General features: G+C 63.0%; 16 protein-coding genes. 9 read left to right on the forward strand and 7 right to left on the reverse strand.

Going from position 1 to position 20,874, the window contains the following annotated elements; translation table 11 throughout:
* Window positions 1–34: 34 nt before the first annotated feature.
* A complete protein-coding gene (locus tag IB272_RS33460; protein ID WP_034797714.1) occupies window positions 35–601 on the forward strand; it encodes a GNAT family N-acetyltransferase in 567 nt (188 codons plus the stop codon).
* Window positions 602–617: 16 nt separating this feature from the next.
* Here IB272_RS33460 and ubiG read toward each other — a convergent pair whose 3' ends face one another.
* Together ubiG and IB272_RS33470 are read right to left on the reverse strand one after the other, a co-directional pair.
* On the reverse strand, window positions 618–1,364 hold the full coding sequence (gene ubiG, locus IB272_RS33465) for a bifunctional 2-polyprenyl-6-hydroxyphenol methylase/3-demethylubiquinol 3-O-methyltransferase UbiG (protein WP_060584448.1): 747 nt from the start codon (window positions 1,362–1,364) through the stop codon (window positions 618–620).
* A 211-nt stretch (window positions 1,365–1,575) separates the two neighbouring features.
* Entirely contained in the window at window positions 1,576–2,124 is a 549-nt protein-coding gene (locus IB272_RS33470; protein WP_060518369.1) for a dihydrofolate reductase family protein, read from the reverse strand.
* Between the two features lie 147 nt (window positions 2,125–2,271).
* On the opposite strand from IB272_RS33470, the gene IB272_RS33475 reads away from it, so the two are divergent.
* Entirely contained in the window at window positions 2,272–2,787 is a 516-nt protein-coding gene (locus IB272_RS33475) for a class I SAM-dependent methyltransferase (protein ID WP_060584449.1), read from the forward strand.
* A 64-nt stretch (window positions 2,788–2,851) separates the two neighbouring features.
* On the opposite strand, the gene IB272_RS33480 is transcribed toward IB272_RS33475, so the two are convergent.
* The 3 genes from IB272_RS33480 to IB272_RS33490 all read right to left on the reverse strand — a co-directional run bounded on the left by IB272_RS33480 (window position 2,852) and on the right by IB272_RS33490 (window position 6,762).
* A complete protein-coding gene (locus IB272_RS33480; protein ID WP_060584451.1) occupies window positions 2,852–4,384 on the reverse strand; it encodes an ABC-F family ATP-binding cassette domain-containing protein in 1,533 nt (510 codons plus the stop codon).
* A 388-nt stretch (window positions 4,385–4,772) separates the two neighbouring features.
* Window positions 4,773–5,849, reverse strand: coding sequence for a linear amide C-N hydrolase (locus IB272_RS33485; protein WP_060584453.1), 1,077 nt, complete (start codon window positions 5,847–5,849; stop codon window positions 4,773–4,775).
* Window positions 5,850–5,925: 76 nt separating this feature from the next.
* On the reverse strand, window positions 5,926–6,762 hold the full coding sequence (locus tag IB272_RS33490) for a hypothetical protein (protein ID WP_244546836.1): 837 nt from the start codon (window positions 6,760–6,762) through the stop codon (window positions 5,926–5,928).
* 290 nt (window positions 6,763–7,052) lie between these two features.
* Here IB272_RS33490 and IB272_RS33495 point away from each other — a divergent pair, with 290 nt between their 5' ends.
* The 5 genes from IB272_RS33495 (at window position 7,053) to IB272_RS33515 (ending at window position 13,697) form a co-directional block, all read left to right on the forward strand.
* On the forward strand, window positions 7,053–8,327 hold the full coding sequence (locus IB272_RS33495; RefSeq protein ID WP_034797696.1) for an aspartate kinase: 1,275 nt from the start codon (window positions 7,053–7,055) through the stop codon (window positions 8,325–8,327).
* Between the two features lie 87 nt (window positions 8,328–8,414).
* Window positions 8,415–10,682, forward strand: coding sequence for a phosphoenolpyruvate--protein phosphotransferase (gene ptsP, locus IB272_RS33500; RefSeq protein WP_034797694.1), 2,268 nt, complete (start codon window positions 8,415–8,417; stop codon window positions 10,680–10,682).
* Between the two features lie 69 nt (window positions 10,683–10,751).
* Complete coding sequence (gene prfA, locus IB272_RS33505; protein WP_060584455.1) at window positions 10,752–11,834, forward strand: peptide chain release factor 1; 1,083 nt, start codon at window positions 10,752–10,754, stop codon at window positions 11,832–11,834.
* 3 nt (window positions 11,835–11,837) lie between these two features.
* The gene (prmC, locus tag IB272_RS33510; protein WP_034797690.1) at window positions 11,838–12,707 is read left to right on the forward strand and encodes a peptide chain release factor N(5)-glutamine methyltransferase; all 870 of its coding nucleotides are present in this window, start codon (window positions 11,838–11,840) and stop codon (window positions 12,705–12,707) included.
* Between the two features lie 327 nt (window positions 12,708–13,034).
* Entirely contained in the window at window positions 13,035–13,697 is a 663-nt protein-coding gene (locus tag IB272_RS33515; protein ID WP_034797687.1) for a DUF4167 domain-containing protein, read from the forward strand.
* A gap of 105 nt (window positions 13,698–13,802) precedes the next feature.
* On the opposite strand, the gene IB272_RS33520 is transcribed toward IB272_RS33515, so the two are convergent.
* Window positions 13,803–14,387: a TetR/AcrR family transcriptional regulator gene (locus tag IB272_RS33520; RefSeq protein ID WP_060584460.1), complete on the reverse strand. Its 585-nt coding sequence runs from the start codon at window positions 14,385–14,387 to the stop codon at window positions 13,803–13,805.
* 130 nt (window positions 14,388–14,517) lie between these two features.
* On the opposite strand from IB272_RS33520, the gene IB272_RS33525 reads away from it, so the two are divergent.
* Window positions 14,518–15,537 carry a hypothetical protein gene (locus tag IB272_RS33525; RefSeq protein ID WP_060584461.1) on the forward strand — a complete coding sequence of 340 codons (1,020 nt, stop codon included), beginning with the start codon at window positions 14,518–14,520 and terminating at the stop codon, window positions 15,535–15,537.
* Window positions 15,538–15,777: 240 nt separating this feature from the next.
* Window positions 15,778–18,384 carry an ATP-dependent chaperone ClpB gene (gene clpB / locus IB272_RS33530; RefSeq protein WP_060584463.1) on the forward strand — a complete coding sequence of 869 codons (2,607 nt, stop codon included), beginning with the start codon at window positions 15,778–15,780 and terminating at the stop codon, window positions 18,382–18,384.
* An 83-nt stretch (window positions 18,385–18,467) separates the two neighbouring features.
* On the opposite strand, the gene IB272_RS33535 is transcribed toward clpB, so the two are convergent.
* Window positions 18,468–20,435, reverse strand: coding sequence for a M23 family metallopeptidase (locus IB272_RS33535; RefSeq protein WP_060518351.1), 1,968 nt, complete (start codon window positions 20,433–20,435; stop codon window positions 18,468–18,470).
* Between the last annotated feature and the right edge of the window lie 439 nt (window positions 20,436–20,874).

The following is a 20,874-nucleotide window of genomic DNA, read 5'->3' on the forward strand; positions in this document are numbered from 1 at the left end:
ATCTCGCAGCTTTGCAATGGGAGTTTTCCAGCCAATGGCATTGTCCGATGTTCACATTTCCACTGATCGCCTCGTTATCCGGCCCTTCGCGCCTGGCGATTTTCCGGCATTCTTTGCCTATCACCGTCTGCCGGAGGTCTACCATTATCTCTATCAGGACCCGCTCGACGAAACGGCAGCGCGGACAAAATTCGCCAAGGCTTCGGCGCCAAAGCTCGTTGACGATGGGGACGTCGCGGTGTTTGCCGTCGAGCGCCGCGAGGATGGCGTACTGATCGGCGAGGTCCTGCTGAAGCTCGCAAGCAGTGCGGCGGAACAGGCGGAGACCGGCTACATCTTCAATCCCGACTTTGCCGGCAAGGGCTACGCTACGGAAGCGATGCGGGCGTTGCTTGATCTCGGCTTTTCGACGCTGAAGTTTCACCGGATCTTTGCCCGGCTCGATGCCCTCAACAAGGGATCCGTCGGCGTCGTCGAGCGTCTCGGCATGCGCCGCGAAGCGCATCTGATCGAGAACGACCGGTTCAACGATGTCTGGGGCGACGAATACGTCTATGCGCTGCTGAAGCGCGAGTGGCAGGAGCGTCGGCAGGCTGGCTGAGGCCGCCGACAGCTGCTCATAGCGGCCGCTTGGCGACGATCATGTAGTTGACGTCCATGTCCTTGGACAGGTTCCACTGATTGGAAAGCGGATTGAAGAAGACGCCGGTCCGCTCGGTCACTTCGAGGCCGTTGGCCACGAGCGGCTTTTCCAGTTCCTCCGGGCGCACCAGTTTTTCATACTGGTGCGTACCGCGCGGCAGCCAGCGCAACACGTTCTCGGCTGCGAAGATGGCAAGCGCCGCTGCCTTCATGGTGCGATTGATGGTGGCGACGAACATCAGACCGCCGGGGCGAACCATATGGGCGCAGGTGGTCATGAAGAAATCGACATCGGCGACATGCTCGACCACTTCCATGTTGAGCACGATGTCGAAGCTCTCGCCGGATTCGGCAAGGGCTTCGGCGGTCACGGCGCGATAGTCGACCGCCACACCGCTTCCGGCCGCGTGCGTCTTGGCGATGCCGATGTTCTTTTCGGAGGCGTCGGCGCCGAGAACATCGGCGCCCATGCGTGCCATCGGCTCCGACAGGAGGCCGCCGCCGCAACCGATATCGAGCAGGCGCAGACCTTTGAGCGGCTGCGGGCTCCTGGGATCACGGCCGAAATGCTCGGCCACCTTGTCGCGGATATAGGCGAGGCGAACGGGATTGAACTTGTGCAGCGGCCGGAACTTGCCGGTCGGATCCCACCACTCCGCGGCCATGGCGGAAAAGCGGTCAACCTCGCTCTGGTCGATCGTCGTGCGTGCGGTCTCGCTCATGTCGCCGTCTCCTTGCATCGTCCCGACAGCGCCGCGCGTCTTTCAAGGCGCGCTAAGGACGCTGTAGCACTTTAAAGTGCTGCATAATTCTATCCTTAAATCGATCCCGATTTAGGGACTTGTGCAGCAGTGAAGTCGGACGATCGGACAAGGAAGTCAAGAGGCGGCGCTGGGCCAGATCGGCGCACACGCGTGCGTGGCGCCCGTCCTGCTAGGCGTCCGCTTCTGGCTGGTAGTGCAGGATAACCACACCGGACGTCAGAGGGCGTGTGTGGGTCAGTTTGAGTTTCGTCCGCTTCAGCCCTGGTTTGAACAGCGGCACACCCTCGCCGAGCAGCACCGGATTGATGCCGAGGCGATATTCGTCGACGAGGCCCTTCTCGATCAGTTCGCTCGCGAAGTCGGCGCTGCCGAAAACGAAGATCGTGCCGCCATCCAGCGCCTTCAGTCGTTCGACTTCGCTTGCAGCGTCGCCGGTCACGAGCGTCGTGCCGGCCCAATCGGCGGAGGTCAGCGTGCGCGAGAAGACGAATTTCTCGACGCCGTTCATGAAGGTCGCGATGTCGCCTTCGGCGGATGGCCAGTAGCCCGCCATCATTTCATAGGTCACGCGGCCGAAAAGCAGGGTGTCGGCCTCGAGCTGCGTTTCGCCGATATAGGCGGCGAGCTCGTCCTCGAAGACGAACCACTCGATGTCGTGCCCCGGTGCTTCGAAGAAGCCGTCGACGCTAACCATGTCCCACATGATGACCTTGCGCATAGTATCTCTCCCGTTGCGGCATGCCTGTCACGGGAAGGGTGGCAAATCTGATATGGTTTTGCAAGTGGTTTTATTTTTGCATCGGATTGGTTAGCGCTATGGCTCTTCCGCGTGCTAGTTTCTGCGCTGGCGAGGGGAGGAACCCACATGGGCCTGAACAGGATCGACTGGGCGGTCGGCGTCATCGCGCCGCAGCCATCCGATCATCTGCTCGAAGTCGGTTGCGGCCATGGCATTGCCGTGACGAAGGTTTGCGATCGGCTCGACGAAGGGGGGATTGTCGCCATCGACCGCTCGGCTGTGATGATCGCGGCGGCAGCACGCAGAAATGCTGAACATGTTGCTGCAGGCCGGGCGACCTTGCGGGTTGCGGAGCTTCGCTCGTTCGATCTCGGTGGCCGTCGCTTCGCCAAGGCGTTCGCCATGCGCGTCGGCGTGTTCACGCGGGGCGATCCCGCTCGAGAGTTTGCGGCGCTGGCGCAGCTGTTGAAGCCTGAGGGACGTCTTTTTCTTTTCCATGACGAGCCGTCCACGGGGGCGGACGACGTTGGCGCGCGGCTCGCGGCGGCGGCCCTTCGCCAGAGCTGGCAGGTCGAGGCACTGTCGGCGCAGATTTTTGACAGCGGCGAAGTCGCATGCCTGATTGCGCGGCCGCCCGCCTGATGATGTTGGCATTTGTGACGCCCGCTTGTTGCGGGCGTCACAAATGCGATGATTGCGCTTTATGTCAGCCGACGTCGCCTGCCGCCGCCGAGGCGAAGAAGTCCTCGGGATCCTCGACCTCGACGAGGCGGCGCTTCTCGATCAGCCAGAAGCGGTCGCCGACATTGCGCACGAAGCTGCGGTCGTGGGAGACGAGCAGGCAGCTCGTCTCGTTTCTCAACAGCTCCGTTTCGAGCGCTTCCTGGCCCTCGATGTCCAGGTGGTTGGTCGGTTCGTCGAGCAGGTAGAAATTGGGCTCCTTCAAGCGCAGCACCAGCATGGCAAGACGCGCCTTCTGGCCGCCCGACAGCCGGCCGATCGCCTTTTCCTGCATGTCGATGCCGACGCCGACACCGACGAGCAGGCTACGGGCGCGCTGGTCGCCGAGCGAGAAGCGGCGGGACAGCGCGGCAAGCGGCGTCTCCTCGTCCGACAGGCCGGCAAGCGCCTGGTCGCTGTAGCCGAGCACCAGCGAGGGTGTTGCCTTCAGCGTTTCGGGCGCACGGCCTGGTTCCTCGATCGCCGCGCGGATCAGGTTGACGAGCCGTGTCTTGCCGGCGCCGTTTTCGCCAAGCAGCACGATGCGGTCGCCCTGGCAGATCCAGCGCTTGCCGGTGCGGAAAAGCGGGGTGCCATCGGGCGTTTCGACCTGGACGTCGTCGAGCGTCACCAGGATCTTGGCATGGGTTCCTCGATTGGCGAGCCGGATCGCGCCGGCGGAACGTTCCTGATGCGCAGGCTTTGCCGCATCCTCCAGCCGCTCTGCGCGCTGCTTCAGTTGCTTCGTCTTTATCGTGAGCAGGTCGCTGCCGGAGTTGATGCCGATATTGTTGAGCTTGGCGGCCTGGCGACGCAGTTGCTGCGCCACCTTCATGTCGCGCTGGTAACGCCGCTCCTCCGATGCGTCCACCTCATCGAGAGCGGCGCGCGCCCGCGAATAGGGGAGCGCGAAGATCGGCGATTGCTCTGGCCTCAGGAACAGCGTGCGGTTGGTGGTTGCGTCCAGGAAGGCGCGGTCGTGGCTGGCAACCAGCACCGGCACGTCGCGTGGCAGCGCATTCAGCCAGGCCTCCAGCCGGCCGATCTTGGCGAGATCGAGATGGTTGGTCGGCTCGTCCAGCAGCAGCGCGTCTGGCTCGCTAACCCAGACGCGGGCAAGCAGCATCAGCCGCTGCCAGCCGCCGCTCAACTCCGACACGGCGCGAGTCCGCGGAACCTCCGGCACATCGAGGGAATCGAGCACGATATCGACGCGCCAGCTTTCGTTTTCCGCCTGGTCGGCCGGGAGGGCCGAAAGAACGGCGTCGTGGAAGGAGAGAGGTAAAAGCGACGCAGGCACGTTCTGCTCGACGTGACCGACCGTCAGCCCGCGCGAGCGGGTGATTTCGCCGACGGTCGGATCAAAGCTGCCGGCGATTGATCTCAGCAGGGTCGACTTGCCGCGGCCGTTGGCAGCGACGATGCCGATACGATCACCGGATGCGACGGACAGGCTAAGACTGGAGAAAAGCGGTGTGCTCAGGCTGACGCCGAGGTTGCGGATATTGATCAAGGCCATGGTCGTTCTCTGGACTGCACGAGCGACGGCGGATCATCCGGGGCGGCACTTCAGGCCGGGGTTTCGGATGGTCGAGCCCGCAACACAGACATGCTGTGCTCGGGCCGCATCGGCTCGGTATTGGAAGACGATGCAGGCGTTGAAACCGAAATGGTTCCGCACTGCATCACTCTGGGCAGACCAGGGATAGGCTCGCGATCTTCGCGAAAGGATGTCTGGTCAGCCCTGCAAACGCATCTGCAGGGCTTGGACGGGGCCACGCTGGCGGTGGTGCCGGAAAAATGTCATCACGTGCAGCCCCCTTTCTCGAATTTGAACTTGCGGCAGCGTCAATAACACCGTCGCGCGCAATTTTCAATGGCTTCGCGCCGGCCCCGAGCCGGTGTGCTCACATCTGCAGCCCGAGGAACTTGAACGGTTCGGCCTGCTTGAAGTCGCCGGTCGCGTCGCCCGAATAGGTGTGATCCTGGTTTTCGCCGAGATCGAGCTTCATCACCTTGCCGGTCTCCTTGGTAAAATCGATCTTCTTCAGGTCGACCCAGAAGGTGTTCGGGGTCAGCGCCGACTCGAAGAAATAGAGCTTGCGCTTGTGATCGACCACGGTGCGCCAGCGGGTCGAGGAAATGTTCGGTTCCTCCGGCGTGTTGAGCCCATAGGGAACCGAGACATTGCGAATGACGCTGAAGACGCTGGCCAGCGCACGGTCGGGGTTCTCGTCCTTCGGAATGGCGTTGACGTAGAACGAGGCGCGAGCGAAACGATCGGCCGCGCGGTTCGTGCCCGGCAGCATCACCGTGCCGCCGATCTGCTTCCAGTAGGCGTTCAGGGCCAGTTGCTGGTCGAAGACAGGCGAATTGGTCATCACCTGATACGGGCGACCGTGATGGATCACCTGCTTGCCGCCGATATACTCGACGATTGCGCTGTCGCCGGTCTTGTCCGAGATCGAAAGGTGCAGCGTCGTCAGCCGGTTCTCACCCGGTACGTTGTCGGTGACGATCGTGAACGGTTCTTTCTCAAGCGCCTTCACCGCATCCTCGACAGTGGCGAAGCTGTCGAGCACATATTGCGCCCAGGCGGCGATCGTCAGGCCCGGCTTCGATTTGTCATTGAAGTCAGGGTACTCGGATTCGACCAGCCACAGGAGATTGGCATTGAGGCCGGCCTCGTTGACGCCGTCGGTGGTCGAGACATCATAGCCGGTGGCCACGACGCTTCCATACTTCGCCGTCCATTTGAACGAGTTCGGCCCTGCCTGACCGTTGCGCTCGGTGCCGCGCGGCAGGACCCAGAGGTTGGTCGCGACGTCGCTCTTCCAGTCCATCGATCGGGCAGTGATGATATTGTCATCGGGGCCGAGATAGACGAGGCGGGTGCAGGCTTCCGCCGTCGTCTGACCGAGCATGAGAAGGGCGGCAAGTGCGGATGTGACCGATCGGACGGCCGGCTTTACGATGAACGTCATACCATTCTCCTTCGCGGGCAAAGCGTATGCTGGGTATCCGCCAGACGGTCCTTGAGCGTTGAAGCAGGCCCAGGTTCTAAAACAACATGGAAAAGCCGATCACCGGGCCGTGCTGGTTCACGTCCCAGCGGAACTTGTTCGCGCCCGTGAAGTCGTCGCTTTCGTAATCCTGATAGAGCAACCGGTACCCGGCGCGCAAAATTGTCGGCTGGCCAAGCATTTCGGTCCGGTATCCGAGATAGGCCTGGGCGTTGACGCTGAGCTTTGAGCCGACATCGAAGCCGCCGACATCGGCCTCGGCGACGAGGTTCCAGCGCTCGCTGAGATCGGCGTTGAGCCGCAGGCCGACGAAGGGGTCGGTCCAGTCGGCGCTCTTGCTCGTGTTGAAACCGGCCACGGACACGTCCGCCTCGAGCTTCGTCCAGCGCAGACCGATCGTCGGCTCGATCGACAGCGTCCGGGGCTTGCCGAAGACGGTGTTGCCGCCGAGTTCCTGCTCATAGACCTGATAGAACGCGCCGAAGGCCAGCGTCGTCATCTTGATGTCGAGGCCGATCTCATGGCTGAGCAGCTCCTCATCCTGGCTGGTACGGACGTATTGGCCGTCGAAATAGACACCCCATTGGCCGTTGGTCAGCTCGATGTTGCCCATCAGCGCCAAGTCGAGATGGTCGAGCGTGTCTTTGAAGGGCACGTCGACATCGGTGTCGAAGCCGGCAAGCGATGCGTCCCCCTTGAGGCTCGCCGCCCAGACATAGGGGCTGACGATCACCGTCCAGTCGCCTTGCGGCGCCATGCGCGCCTGGTCGAAATCGGCGGCGTTCGACAGTGTCGAACACAAGAGCGTCACGGAAAGCGCGACGGCACAGCGGGCCATCATTCGTGCGGTTGCGGGTATGCGATGTGCTTGCATGTCTGCCCCCTCAAGCGTCCGTTGGCAGCCTAGCCGGCGCTGCCGCAATTTCAAGTGGCGCAAACCGCGACCGCGCACGTTTCCCCACCGTGCGTATGGAGCCTTATTCCTGCCGCCCTGCCATTGCGCGCAGGCCCCTGATCCGCTAAGAGACGCCGCGACTTTCCGCTCCCCGAAGCGGTGACTGCCGATGTGCGAGAAGTCTCCCAAGCTTTTTGACCGTCGGGCGCCGGCGGGGGCTTTCCTGTCACGCGCGCAAGCGCGCGCAATTTGGGTACCGGTAGAGGCACATGGCACGCATCGTGATGAAATTCGGCGGGACGTCCGTCGCTGATTTGGAACGCATCCACAATGTTGCCCGCCATGTGAAACGCGAGGTCGATGCCGGCCACGAAGTTGCCGTCGTCGTTTCCGCGATGTCCGGCAAGACCAATGAGCTGGTCGGCTGGGTGCAGAACATGCCGAAGGCAACCGGCGCCAACTCGCCCTTCTACGATGCGCGCGAATACGACGCGATCGTCGCGTCCGGCGAACAGGTGACCTCCGGTCTTCTCGCCATCGCGCTGCAGTCGATGGGCATCAACGCCCGCTCGTGGCAGGGCTGGCAGGTCCCGATCCGTACCGACAACGCCCACGGCGCTGCCCGCATTCTCGACATCGACGGTGCCGAGCTCATCCGCCGCATGGGCGAGGGCCAGGTCGCCGTCATCGCCGGCTTCCAGGGACTTGGGCCTGACAACCGCGTCGCCACCCTCGGCCGCGGCGGCTCCGACACCTCGGCCGTTGCGATTGCCGCCGGCGTCAAGGCTGATCGCTGCGACATCTACACCGACGTCGATGGCGTCTACACCACCGACCCGCGCATCGAGCCGAAGGCGCGGCGTCTGAAGAAGATCGCGTTCGAGGAAATGCTGGAAATGGCATCGCTCGGCGCCAAGGTGCTGCAGGTGCGCTCGGTGGAGCTTGCCATGGTGCACAAGGTCCGCACCTTCGTGCGTTCGTCTTTCGAAGATCCCGATGCGCCGGGCATGGGTGACCTTCTCAATCCGCCCGGTACGCTGATTTGTGATGAGGATGAGATCGTGGAACAGGAAGTCGTAACCGGCATTGCCTATGCCAAGGATGAAGCCCAGATTTCGCTGCGCCGTCTCGCCGACCGGCCGGGCGTCTCCGCCGCGATTTTCGGCCCGCTGGCTGAAGCCCATATCAACGTCGATATGATTGTCCAGAACATCTCCGAGGACGGTTCGAAAACCGACATGACCTTCACGGTTCCCTCCGGCGATGTCGACAAGGCACTGAAGGTGCTCGGCGACAACAAGGACAAGATCGGTTACGACGTCGTCCAGTCCGAAGCCGGCCTCGTTAAGGTATCGGTCATCGGTATCGGCATGCGCAGCCACGCCGGTGTTGCAGCGTCGGCCTTCCGTGCGCTTGCCGACAAGGGCATCAACATCAAGGCGATCACCACTTCCGAGATCAAGATTTCGATCCTGATCGATGGACCCTATGCGGAATTGGCGGTTCGCACTTTGCATTCCGCCTACGGTCTCGATAAGAGTTAATCGACAGACGACCGATTTGGGATTCGCGGCGACTTGGCCGCGCATCCCGTTTGCTGCCGTCCCCTCTATTTCGGGAGACCCCACGCGATGAGAGACCTTTCCGCAGGTCCGCGCGTTCTCCTCAAGCGGTTGCGCGAGTTGATGGCGGAACCGCTGGAGCCGCAGGAGCGCCTTGACCGTATCGTGCGCCAGATCGCGCAGAATATGGTCGCGGAAGTGTGTTCGGTCTACGTGCTGCGCTCCGACGGCGTGCTCGAACTCTATGCGACCGAAGGTCTGAACAAGGCCGCCGTTCACCTGGCGCAGTTGAAGATGGGGCAGGGCCTCGTCGGCACCATCGCCGCTTCGGCCCGGCCGCTCAATCTGTCCGACGCCCAGTCTCACCCCGCCTTTACCTACCTGCCGGAGACCGGCGAAGAGATCTATCATTCCTTCCTCGGCGTGCCGATCCTGCGCACAGGGCGCGCGCTCGGCGTTCTCGTCGTCCAGAACAAGGCGATGCGCAACTATCGCGAGGACGAGGTCGAGGCGCTCGAGACGACCGCCATGGTTCTCGCCGAGATGGTGGCAACCGGCGAGCTCAAGAAGATCACCAAGCCAGGGCTCGAACTCGATCTCTCGCGTCCCGTCTCGATCGACGGCAACAGCTACGGCGAAGGCATCGGCCTTGGCTATGTCGTCCTGCACGAACCAAGGATCGTCGTCACCAATCTTCTCAACGAGGATACCGACCAGGAGTTGCAGCGGCTTGCAGAGGCGCTCGGGTCGCTGCGCATCTCGATCGACGACATGCTGTCGCGCCGCGAGGTGTCGATGGAGGGCGAGCATCGAGCCGTGCTCGAGACCTACCGCATGTTCGCGCATGACCGCGGCTGGGTGCGCAAGCTCGAAGAAGCGATCCGCAACGGCCTGACGGCGGAAGCCGCCGTCGAGCGTGTGCAGAGCGAAACCAAAGCGCGCATGATCCGCCTGACGGATCCGTATCTGCGCGAGCGCATGCATGATTTTGACGATCTCGCCAACCGCTTGCTGCGCCAGCTCTCGGGCTACGGCGCCAAGCTTTCGGCGAGCGACTTCCCGAACGATGCGGTGATCGTCGCGCGCGCCATGGGCGCTGCCGAGCTGCTCGACTATCCGCGCGAAAACGTGCGCGGCCTGGTGCTCGAAGAGGGTGCCGTCACCAGCCACGTGGTGATCGTTGCACGCGCCATGGGCATTCCTGTGATCGGCCAGGCGACCGGTGCCGTGGCGCTTGCGGAGAACCGCGACGCGATCATCATCGATGGCGATGACGCCAAGGTGCATCTGCGGCCGCTCGCCGACCTGCAGCGCGCCTATGAGGAAAAGGTTCGCTTCCGGGCGCGGCGTCAGGCACAGTTCCGCGCGCTGAAGGACGTCGAACCGCTGACCCGGGACGGCACGCGTATCACGTTGCAGATGAATGCCGGCCTATTGGTCGACCTTCCGCATCTGAACGAGGCGGGTGCCGAAGGCATCGGCCTCTTCCGCACTGAACTCCAGTTCATGATCGCCTCGACCATGCCGAAGGCGGAGGAACAGGAAGCCTTCTACCGCAGCGTGCTGAAGCAGACGGGCGGCAAGCCCGTAACCTTCCGCACACTCGATATTGGCGGCGACAAGGTGGTTCCCTATTTCCGCGCTGCGGAAGAGGAAAACCCGGCGCTCGGCTGGCGCGCCATCCGGCTTTCGCTCGACCGGCCGGGTCTGCTGCGCACCCAGCTCCGCGCGATGCTGCGGGCGGCGGCCGGTGCCGAGCTCAAGCTGATGCTGCCGATGGTCACCGAGGTTTCCGAACTCAGGATCGCGCGCGACCTCCTGCAGAAGGAAATCGAGCGGCAGTCGAAGCTCGGCGAGCAGTTGCCGCGCAAGCTGCAATTCGGCGCCATGCTGGAAGTGCCGGCGCTGCTCTGGCAGCTCGACGAGCTGATGACCGAGGTGGACTTCGTCTCGGTCGGCTCCAACGACCTCTTCCAGTTCGCGATGGCCGTCGACCGCGGCAATGCCCGCGTGTCCGATCGTTTCGACGTGCTCGGGCGCCCGTTCCTCAGGATCCTGCGTGATATCGTGCGCGCCGGCGACCGGCACGATACGCCGGTGACGCTCTGCGGCGAGATGGCGAGCAAGCCGCTCTCGGCCATGGCGCTGCTGGGTCTTGGCTTCCGTTCGGTGTCGATGTCGCCGACGGCCGTCGGACCGATCAAGGCGATGCTTCTGGCGCTTGACGCGTCCAAGCTCGGCGCACTGCTCAACGCTGCACTGGACGACACGCGAGATCAGACGCCCGTTCGCCAGATGCTGGTGGATTTCGCCGCGGAAAACGGCATTCCGGTTTAGATTGAAGTGACGCGTCGCAACCCTCGTCCGGAGCTGATCCGGCCGGGGCGAGACGCATTGGAGTGAGACTTGGCAAAGCTTCCCGTTGAAAAGATGCGCGAACTGGAACGGCGGTTCGGTGAAATCGAGGCGCGCATGTCCGCCGGCCCGGCCGCGGACGTCTACGTCAAGCTCGCCTCGGAGTATTCCGAACTGCAGCCGGTGGTGACGAAGATCCGCGCCTACGAAAAGGCGACGGCGGAGCTTGCCGACATCTCCGCCATGCTCGCCGACAAATCGACCGATCGCGAGATGCGTGATCTCGCCGAAATGGAAAAGCCCGAGGTCCAAGCGACGATCGAGGGTTTGGAACAGGAAATCCAGATCCTGCTCCTGCCGAAGGATGCGGCCGACGAAAAGAGCGCGATCCTTGAAATCCGCGCCGGAACCGGTGGTTCCGAGGCGGCGCTGTTTGCCGGCGACCTGTTCCGGATGTACGAGCGTTATGCGGCGGGCAAGGGGTGGAAGGTCGAAGTGCTGTCGTCGAGCGAAGGCGAAGCCGGCGGTTTCAAGGAAATCATCGCTACAGTTTCCGGGCGCGGCGTGTTCGCGCGGCTGAAGTTCGAATCTGGTGTGCACCGCGTACAGCGCGTGCCGGAGACGGAGGCGAGCGGTCGCATTCACACCTCGGCGGCAACCGTCGCAGTGCTGCCCGAGGCCGAAGACATCGATATCGAGATCCGGCCCGAGGATATCCGCATCGACACGATGCGCTCGTCGGGCGCCGGCGGACAGCACGTCAACACGACGGACTCGGCCGTGCGCATCACCCACCTGCCGACCGGTCTCGTCGTCACCAGCTCGGAAAAGTCGCAGCACCAGAATCGTGCGAAAGCGATGCAGGTGCTGCGCTCGCGCCTCTACGAGATGGAGCGCCAGCGCGCCGACAGCGAACGCTCGGCCGACCGCAAGAGCCAGGTGGGATCGGGCGACCGCTCCGAACGCATCCGCACCTACAATTTCCCGCAGGGACGCCTTACCGACCACCGCATCAACCTGACGCTCTACAAGCTCGACCGGATGATGATGGGCGAGATCGACGAAGTCGTCGATGCGCTGCTTGCCGACTACCAGGCGAGCCAGCTGGCGCAGCTCGGCGAGCAGCGGGGCTAGGAGATGGCCGAGACGCTCGCGAGCCTGGTTGCCGAAAGTCGCGATCGCCTGCAGGCGGGCGGCATCGAGCATGCGGCGCTCGACGTCCGGCACCTGATCTCGGGCCTGCTCGACCTGTCGCTGAGCGCGGTCGTGTCGCGGGGCAGGGACCCGGTTTCGGATGAGGATGCCCAGCGGATCCGGGCGGCGGTTGCGCGCCGGCTGGCGCGCGAGCCGGTCTATCGCATCCTCGGTGAACGCGAGTTTTTCGGCCTGCCGCTGAGGCTGTCGAAGGAAACACTGGAGCCGCGCCCGGACACCGAGACCTTGGTCGACCGCATGATCCCCTATCTGCGCGCGGTGGTCGCGCGAAAGGGAGGTTGCGAGATCATGGATCTCGGGACCGGCACGGGCGCGATTTGTCTCGCGCTTCTGTCTGAGGTTCTTGAAGCCAGGGGCACGGCTACCGATATATCCGGAGACGCGCTGGCAACGGCGACGGCAAATGCCGTCGCTCTCGGACTTGCGGATCGCTTTCGGCCGTTGCTCAGCAACTGGTACGAAAAGGTGGACGGTCGTTACGACGTTATCGTCTCAAATCCGCCGTATATCCGGTCCAGTGTGGTCGAAGAGCTTGAGCCGGAGGTGAGACTTCACGACCCGGCCGCAGCGCTTGATGGCGGAGAAGATGGGCTAGATGCCTATCGCGCCATCGCTTCTCAAGCTGGTCATCATCTTGAGACAAACGGCGTGATAGGCTTGGAAATCGGTTTCGACCAGAAAGAGGCGGTAACGGCGTTGTTTTACGCCGAAAAATTCCGTCTGCGTGAAGAGGCGAAGGATCTCGGCGGCAATGACCGCGTCCTGATCTTCGAACGCGACACAAACCGTTGAAAAAATGCTGCACTGGCGCATCTTCTTTCTTGCAGAGGCAAAGAAAGGGCTTGGAATCCCAGAGGAAGCGGGCTAGTTTGCCCGCGCACTGGGCAGAAGGTCATGGACCTAAGATTCGTTCCGGTATGACCTGGCCACGGGGATTGCTCTCAAGAAAGAGTTGCTAGGGTTCAACACGTGCCTTGTGCGGGTACCTGTTAATTTGACGTCAGTCGGCGCCGAAGCCGCCATTGTGCGAGCGCAACGGTGCGTGCTCTGTCGGGCGGATCCGGCCGGAAGACGAAACCACATGATCATCATTATCAAGAGAATTCGGGTGAATGTACTATGAGGCCAGGACAGCAAAACAAGCGCGGCCGCGGGCGAAATAACAACAACAATAACAACAACAATGGAAGCAACAACAATCACAACCGCAAGGGCTCGAATCCGCTGACGCGGACCTACGACAGCTCCGGTCCGGATGTGAAGATTCGCGGTACGGCCCAGCACATCGCCGAGAAGTACTCTGCACTTGCGCGCGACGCCCAGAGCTCCGGCGACCGGGTCATGGCGGAAAATTACCTGCAGCACGCCGAACACTACAACCGCATCATTGCTGCCGCGCAGGCGCAGATGCAGGATCGTTTCCAGCGTGACGACCGTCAGGACTTCCGCGGCCACGACGCAGCCGACCAGGACCAGGACGATCTGGATCAGGGCTACGCCGACGACATGCCGGCTTCGGGTGCCGCAGCCGTAACGCCTGTTGCCGAGCCGCAGCCCGTTGTCATCGACGGTACCGGCCCGCAGCCGGTGATCGAAGGCACGCCGGCCGAAGTTGCGATGGAAGAAGAAGCTCCTGCCGCTTCCGGCCGTGCCGCAACGCGCCGCCGCAACGCGCCGCGTCCGCGCCGTCCCCGCCGCAGCGCCCAGGAAGGTGCTGCCGACGAGGCTCAGCCGTCAGGCGATGACGCTCCGGAAGCGCCGGCTCTGGCTGCTTCCGAGTAAGCGAAGTCGCTTTAGTCAGCCTGCCCGGTGCAGGCATCAAAAACCCGGCCCATCGCGGCCGGGTTTTTCTTTGCACGGCAAACGCTGATCAGCCAGTTGCACTGGTCAGCTTTTGGCACTGTCGATGATGAGTGCAGTTAGGTTGCTGCTCGCAGCGGTCTCGTTTGTGCGCCCGCGGATCAGTTCGCGGCCGATCGCCTCGGCCGCGCCGGCGATACCCGTGCAGCGAAGCCTCAGATCGTCGCCGGGGACTTCCGAGAAAGGAGAGAGGGCTGCCTTGATCATGGCGACGTAATCGTCAGCCTGCTGTTGCTGCGTGGCGATCATGTCCGCATTGCCGCGCAGCGCGCCGGAGATCGCCTGCCATTCCTCGCCGCTTTCGACAGCACAGTTGATGTAGACGGAACTGATGATATCGGCGACCGCTTCGAGCCGATTTAATGCACCCTTCAGCGCGACCTTCAGTTTTTCCGTGTGCCGGTCTTCGATTTCCTGGGAGAGCGCGATCAAGAGCCCCTCGCGCGTGCCGAAATGTTCATAGGCGATGGGCTTGCTGACGCCAGCGCTTTCGGCGAGATGGCCAAGCGTCAGGGCGTCGGCGCCCCGTTCGCGCAGGATCTCCCTGGCGGTCTCGAGCAGCTGGGCGCGCCGCTCGGGCTTCGCAAGCTTTGGGCCTTTCGTCCGGCTCATCGGTCACAATCCTCTTTTCGCGTCGGCTCATGCCTCTTGAAAGTGGTATTCGGCATCTTACTTACCAATAGTAAGTTACTAATGGTAAGTTCGGTAGGCGCCGCTTACCTCTCGTTTAGGAGATAGGAAGATGTCGAGCAAGTTTCTGCCCGTTTTGATTGTCGGTGGTTCCGGTGTCGTCGGGTCGCAGGCCGCAAGGATCATTCGTGGTCTGCACCCGACGTTGCCGATCGCGATCGGTGGCCGCGATCTTGGCAGGGCCGAGGCGGTCGCACGTGAGGTTGGTGGCGCGGTCGGGGTCAGCGTCGACCTCAGTCGCCCGGATCTCGGCCTTGGCGATGCGCCCCGCTTCAGCGCCGTCGTCATCTTCCTGAAAGACGAAAAGCTGAGTTCGATGCGTTACGCCCAGCGCCACGGCATTCCCTATATCAGCCTATCGAGCGGCACCTTCGAGGTCGGTCCGGAGATGGCGCAGTATATCCATGCGCCGGACAGTGCGCCGATCCTGCTCGCCAGCCACTGGCTCGCCGGCGCCGCGATCTTCCCGATCCTCGACTTTGCCAAAGCCTATGAGGCGATCGACACGATCCGCATCGGCGTCTTGCTCGACGAAGAGGATATGGGTGGGCCGGCAGCACTTGCGGATTACAACCGCATCACCGGCCTTGCGCCCGCCGCTTTGACCGTCGCGGATGGCAAGTTCCACTGGGCCGGCGGCGAGGATTCCAAGGCGCGCTTCAGAAGCGTTGACGGCGTCGAACTCGAAGCGACCGCCTATTCGCCCTTCGACGTCATGGCGCTTTCGGCCCGTACCAACGCCAGCGATATCCGCCTGGATCTTGCCTATAGCGTGTCCGCGAGCAGGCGGCGCGGCGAACCGTTCTCGACGGAGATCGCCATCGATATCAAGGGCCGCGACAAACACGGCGAACTGGTCGACCGTCGCTATGAGATCGTGCACCCTCAGGGCCAGGCCCCACTGACGGCGCTTGGCGTCGCCCTTGCGGTCGAGCGCATGCTCGGCCTTGAAGGAGGGGCCGCCCCGGCGCCGGGCCTCTATCTGCCGGAGGTCCTGATCGAGCCGGCCTACTATGTGCGGCGGATGAAGGAATTCGGCGCGTCCTTCGCCGAGCGAACGCCCGCGGCATAGACGATCCCGCGGCCGCGTTACCCTTTCGGTGCGCGGCCGCCTCGCGGTTGCAGATTTCCGTCTCAGGAGCGTCGGGAGGCTCTTTAATTTCCAAAATCGCTGCCCCATATTCGCTTCGGACGCGTTGATCCGACGCAAAGCGGGGATCGCGTCACACTGACAGGCTTGCCGAATGCGGGAGCCTGATCCTGAAACACCGACGGGTGCCATGATGGGCCTGCCGGGCTATGGAGGTAGAGTATGAACATCGAAAAATATTCCGAGCGCGTGCGCGGTTTTCTGCAGTCGGCGCAGACCTATGCGCTGGCGCAAGGACACCAGCAGTTCACGCCGGAGCATGTGCTGAAGGTACTGCTCGATGACGACCAGGGCATGGCCGCCTCGCTGATCGAGCGGGCCGGTGGTGATGCCCGCGAAGCGCGCGCCGGCAATGACGCAGCGCTTGCAAAGCTTCCCAAGGTTTCCGGCGGCAACGGTTCCGTCTATCTGTCGCAGCCGCTTGCGCGGATGTTTTCGAGCGCCGAAGACGCAGCCAAGAAGGCTGGCGACAGCTTCGTCACCGTCGAGCGCCTGTTGTTGGCGCTGGCGATCGAAAGCTCGGCGGCCACTGCTGACATCCTGAAGAAGGCCGGCGTCACGCCGACCAAGCTCAACCAGGTGATCAACGACATCCGCAAGGGCCGCACCGCCGACAGTGCCACTGCCGAACAGGGCTTCGACAGCCTGAAGAAATACGCGCGCGACCTGACGGCCGACGCGCGAGAAGGCAAGCTCGACCCGGTCATCGGCCGCGACGACGAGATCCGCCGCACCATCCAGGTGCTGTCGCGCCGCACCAAGAACAATCCGGTTCTGATCGGTGAGCCCGGCGTCGGCAAGACCGCGATCGCCGAGGGCCTGGCACTGCGCATCGTCAATGGTGACGTGCCGGAAAGCCTCAAGGACAAGCGGCTGATGGCGCTCGACCTGGGCGCGCTGATTGCCGGTGCGAAGTTCCGCGGCGAGTTCGAGGAGCGGCTGAAGGCCGTGCTCAACGAGGTGCAGGCCGAAAACGGCGAGATCATCCTGTTCATCGACGAGATGCACACGCTGGTCGGGGCCGGCAAGGCCGATGGCGCCATGGACGCCTCCAACCTGTTGAAGCCGGCGCTGGCACGCGGCGAGCTGCATTGCGTTGGCGCGACCACGCTCGACGAGTACCGCAAGCATGTCGAAAAGGACGCGGCCCTTGCCCGTCGCTTCCAGCCGGTCATGGTCGAGGAGCCGACGGTCGAAGACACGATCTCGATCCTGCGCGGTCTGAAGGAAAAGTACGAGCAGCACCACAAGGTCCGGATTTCGGATTCGGCGCTGGTTGCCGCCGCGACCCTTTCGAACCGCTACATCACCGACCGGTTCCTGCCGGACAAGGCGATCGACCTGATGGACGAAGCCGCGTCGCGGCTGCGCATGCAGGTGGATTCCAAGCCCGAGGAGCTCGACGAGCTCGATCGTCGCATCATCCAGCTGAAGATCGAGCGCGAGGCCCTGAAGAAGGAAACCGATGTCTCGTCGAAGGATCGGCTGGAGAAGCTCGAACTTGATCTTGCTTCGCTCGAAGAGCAGGCATCCGCGCTGACGGCCCGCTGGCAGGCGGAAAAGCAGAAGCTCGGGCGTGCGGCCGATCTCAAGAAGCAGCTCGACGAAGCTCGCAACGAGCTGGCGATCGTCCAGCGCAAGGGCGAGTTCCAGCGTGCCGGCGAACTGACCTACGGTGTCATCCCGAAGCTCGAAAAGGAGCTCTCGGACGCCGAAAGCCAGGAGAACGCCAATGCCAACCCGATGGTGCAGGAGGTCGTGACCCCCGACAACATCGCGCATGTGGTGTCTCGCTGGACGGGCATTCCGGTCGACAAGATGCTGGAAGGCGAACGCGACAAGCTGCTTCGCATGGAAGACGAATTGGCGAAGTGGGTCGTCGGCCAGGGTGACGCCGTGCAGGCAGTTTCCCGTGCCGTCCGGCGTGCCCGCGCGGGTCTCCAGGATCCGAACCGGCCGATCGGCTCGTTCATCTTCCTGGGCCCGACCGGCGTCGGCAAGACGGAGCTGACCAAGGCGCTTGCCCGGTTCCTCTTCGACGACGAGACCGCGTTGCTGCGTGTCGACATGTCGGAATACATGGAGAAGCACTCCGTCGCCCGGCTGATCGGTGCGCCTCCGGGCTATGTCGGCTACGAGGAAGGCGGTGCGTTGACCGAAGCCGTTCGGCGCCGGCCCTATCAGGTCGTGCTGTTCGACGAGATCGAGAAGGCGCATCCGGATGTCTTCAACGTGCTGCTGCAGGTGCTCGACGACGGCCGCCTGACCGATGGTCAGGGTCGCACCGTCGACTTCCGCAACACGATGATCATCATGACCTCGAACCTCGGCGCGGAGTATCTGGTCGGGCTTAGCGAAAATGAGGACAGTGATGCGGTTCGCGACCAGGTGATGGAGGTGGTGAAGTCCGCCTTCCGGCCGGAGTTCCTGAACCGCGTCGACGAGATCATCCTGTTCCACCGGCTGCGTCGGTCGGAGATGGGGGCGATCGTCGATATCCAGCTCGAAAGGCTGCGCAAGCTGCTTGCCGAGCGCAAGATCACGCTGGAACTCGACGACGATGCCCGCGCGTTCCTGGCCGACAAGGGCTACGACCCGGCCTATGGCGCCCGTCCGCTGAAGCGGGCGATCCAGAAGTTCGTGCAGGATCCGCTCGCCGAGAAGATCCTGCAGGGGGAGTTCCCTGATGGTTCGACCGTCAAGGTGCTTTCGGGCTCCGACCGCCTCAACTTCAAGCGCGGGGCGGGGCCGGACAAGGAAGCCGCCTAAGTCCAGCAGCGCACAAATCAAGAGGCCGCCCTTCGGGGCGGCCTTTCTGTTTGTGCCGATTTTCGAGCAGGGGAGGGGAGCGGTTAGTTGCTCGCGACCTCTGCGCCCGTGCCGTCCTTGTTCAGCAATTCGTCGATGCGGTCGCGTTCCTTCTCGAACTTCGCCAGCGCGTCGCCCGAAAGCGACTTGCCGCCGGGCAGTCGGATGCGCAAGGGATCGACCTTGTTGCCGTTGACGATCAGCTCGTAGTGCAGGTGCGGTCCGGTCGAAAGGCCGGTCGTTCCGACCCAGCCGATCACCTGGCCCTGGACGACCTTGTTGCCGACCTTGACGTTTTTGGCGATCGCGCTCTGGTGGTTGTAGGAGGACACGTAGCCGTTGGCATGGCGGATCAGCGTCTGGTTGCCATAGCCGCCGGAATCCCAGCCGGCCTTTTCGACGACACCGCCGCCGGCGGCGATGATCGGTGTACCGCGCGGGGCTGCCCAGTCGACGCCGGTGTGCATGCGCGAGAAACCGAGGATCGGGTGCCGGCGCATGCCGAAGCCCGAACGGAAATGGCCATTCGGCACGGGATTGCGCAGCAGGAACTGGCGGATGCTTTTGCCGTCCTGGTCGAAATAGTCGATCGTGTTGTCGCTCGGATCCTGGAACCGGTAGAAGGCGGTAACGGCATCGCCGAATTTGGCGCGAACATAGAGGAGCTCGGATTCCTCCGTCGCCATGCCGCGTTCGTCGGTCACGGAGAAGAAGGCTTCAAGAGAATCCGTCGGCTTCAGCTGCGCCTGGAAATCGACATTGCTGGCCAGCAGCTTGACGACGAGGCCAACCATGTCGGCGTTCATGCCGTAGGAAAGTGCCGCACGGTAAATGCCGTCATAGACCCGCGGAAGGTCGTGGCTGCTGGTCATGACCGGCGCGCCGTTGTCGTCGAAGGCGGTGGCGACCGCGTCGAGCCTCGGTGGCTCGGCGCCGGGGACGAAGCGGCCCTTGTCATCGACCGCCATCGTCAGCACATGCCGGTTGCGCGAATAGATCGTGGCCCGCACGATGCGTGCGTCCTGGCCCTTCTGCGTCTCGCCGTTCTGGATGATGCCGATGCGCAGGACATCGCCTTCGGAAAGCTCGCTGGCGCCGAGCGCCTGGCCGAGATAGCTGGCGGCGTCCTCGGCCTGCGCCTTGGTGTAGCCGGCACTGCTCATGACTGTCGCGATGTCGGTCTGGCGCCGCACCGGAATGATGTCGTCGGCGTATTCGGTGGTTTCTTCGTCGATCGTCTCGTAGGCGGCGTCACTCTTGTTCTGCTCGACGATGCGCGCGGTCAGGCCCTGGAGAAGATCGAGCCCGTCACTCTCCGAGGCGAAGCGCTGCGGATCGACATAATAGAGCGAGGCGACCTGGGTGCTGCCCTCGGTCAGGACAGAGCCGTTGGTGCGGACATTTTCCTCGACCTCTTCCAGCGACATCGAACTGTCGAAGGTGGGGCCGCCGCGCAGCGGGAAGTCGACGGTTTTCAGCGCCACTTCGGAATCGACGTTCGAGCCGTAAAGCGTGCCGGTTCGCGAAACGGGGGATTCTTCCTCGGCCTCTTCCGTCGAGAAGATCGCCAGAGGATCGAAGTCCGGGTAGCTTTCCGAGGCCTGATGATTGGCGGCGAGCGCCATCTTTACGTGAACGAAGGGCTGTTTGCGCACCACTTCCTTCTCGCCGTCATGGGTCATCGTCGAGACTTCCATGATCGTCTTGTCGGCCGGCTTGGCAACGAGCTTTGGCGACAGGATGCGGCCGCCGCGAACGGCGATCGCTTGCTCGTCGCCATTCGAACCGGCATCGAGTGCGGCATAGGCTTCGGCCGGGATTGCCAGCTGCTGGCGTCCGTCAAGCGCTGCAAAGAGCGCGACACCCATCAGAAGGCTCGAGGTGATCCCCGTCAGGAAGGTGCCGGATAGCCAGCGCAGCGAAATCTCGCGCCTGTCGGGCGCGCGCCGGCCATGCGCCAGGATCGGTGGCTGGTCGCCAAGCGACCTGACCATGTTCTTGTCGGTGATCATGCCGAACTGAGGGTCCCCGATTTCTCTAAACCGTATTCTTGCCTGCGATACGTTGCGCGAAGGTGTGCATCTTTCACGCGGCGGAGTCAAATCACGCGCGGAGCTGCAAGGGCGATATCCTATATATCCCAAGCCTGTCCGCGCGCCCGCATCCGCGACGCATCTTCGTTTTCGCTTAGATAGGCCGATTGTGAAAAAGGTAGGGCCAAATTGTGTCTCCACAGGCCCGGGGGAGGGGGTAAAACTTTTTGGGGGCGCAAAGCCCTGCGTTTGTGGGCTTTGTCAGAAATCTGTCATTTTTTCCGAAAATCCCTGTTGACGTCTGTGAGGATGGGGGTCTATAAGCCCGATCACTGACGAGGGCGGCGGCGCTGCTGGCGACGACGACCTTCGCTCTAGAGTTTCCTGATTGGCTTGGTGCTGATTGAGGGGTTCGGAA

Origin of the sequence: Ensifer sp. ENS08, assembly GCF_014852195.1 — a bacterium.
Lineage (GTDB): Bacteria > Pseudomonadota > Alphaproteobacteria > Rhizobiales > Rhizobiaceae > Ensifer > Ensifer adhaerens.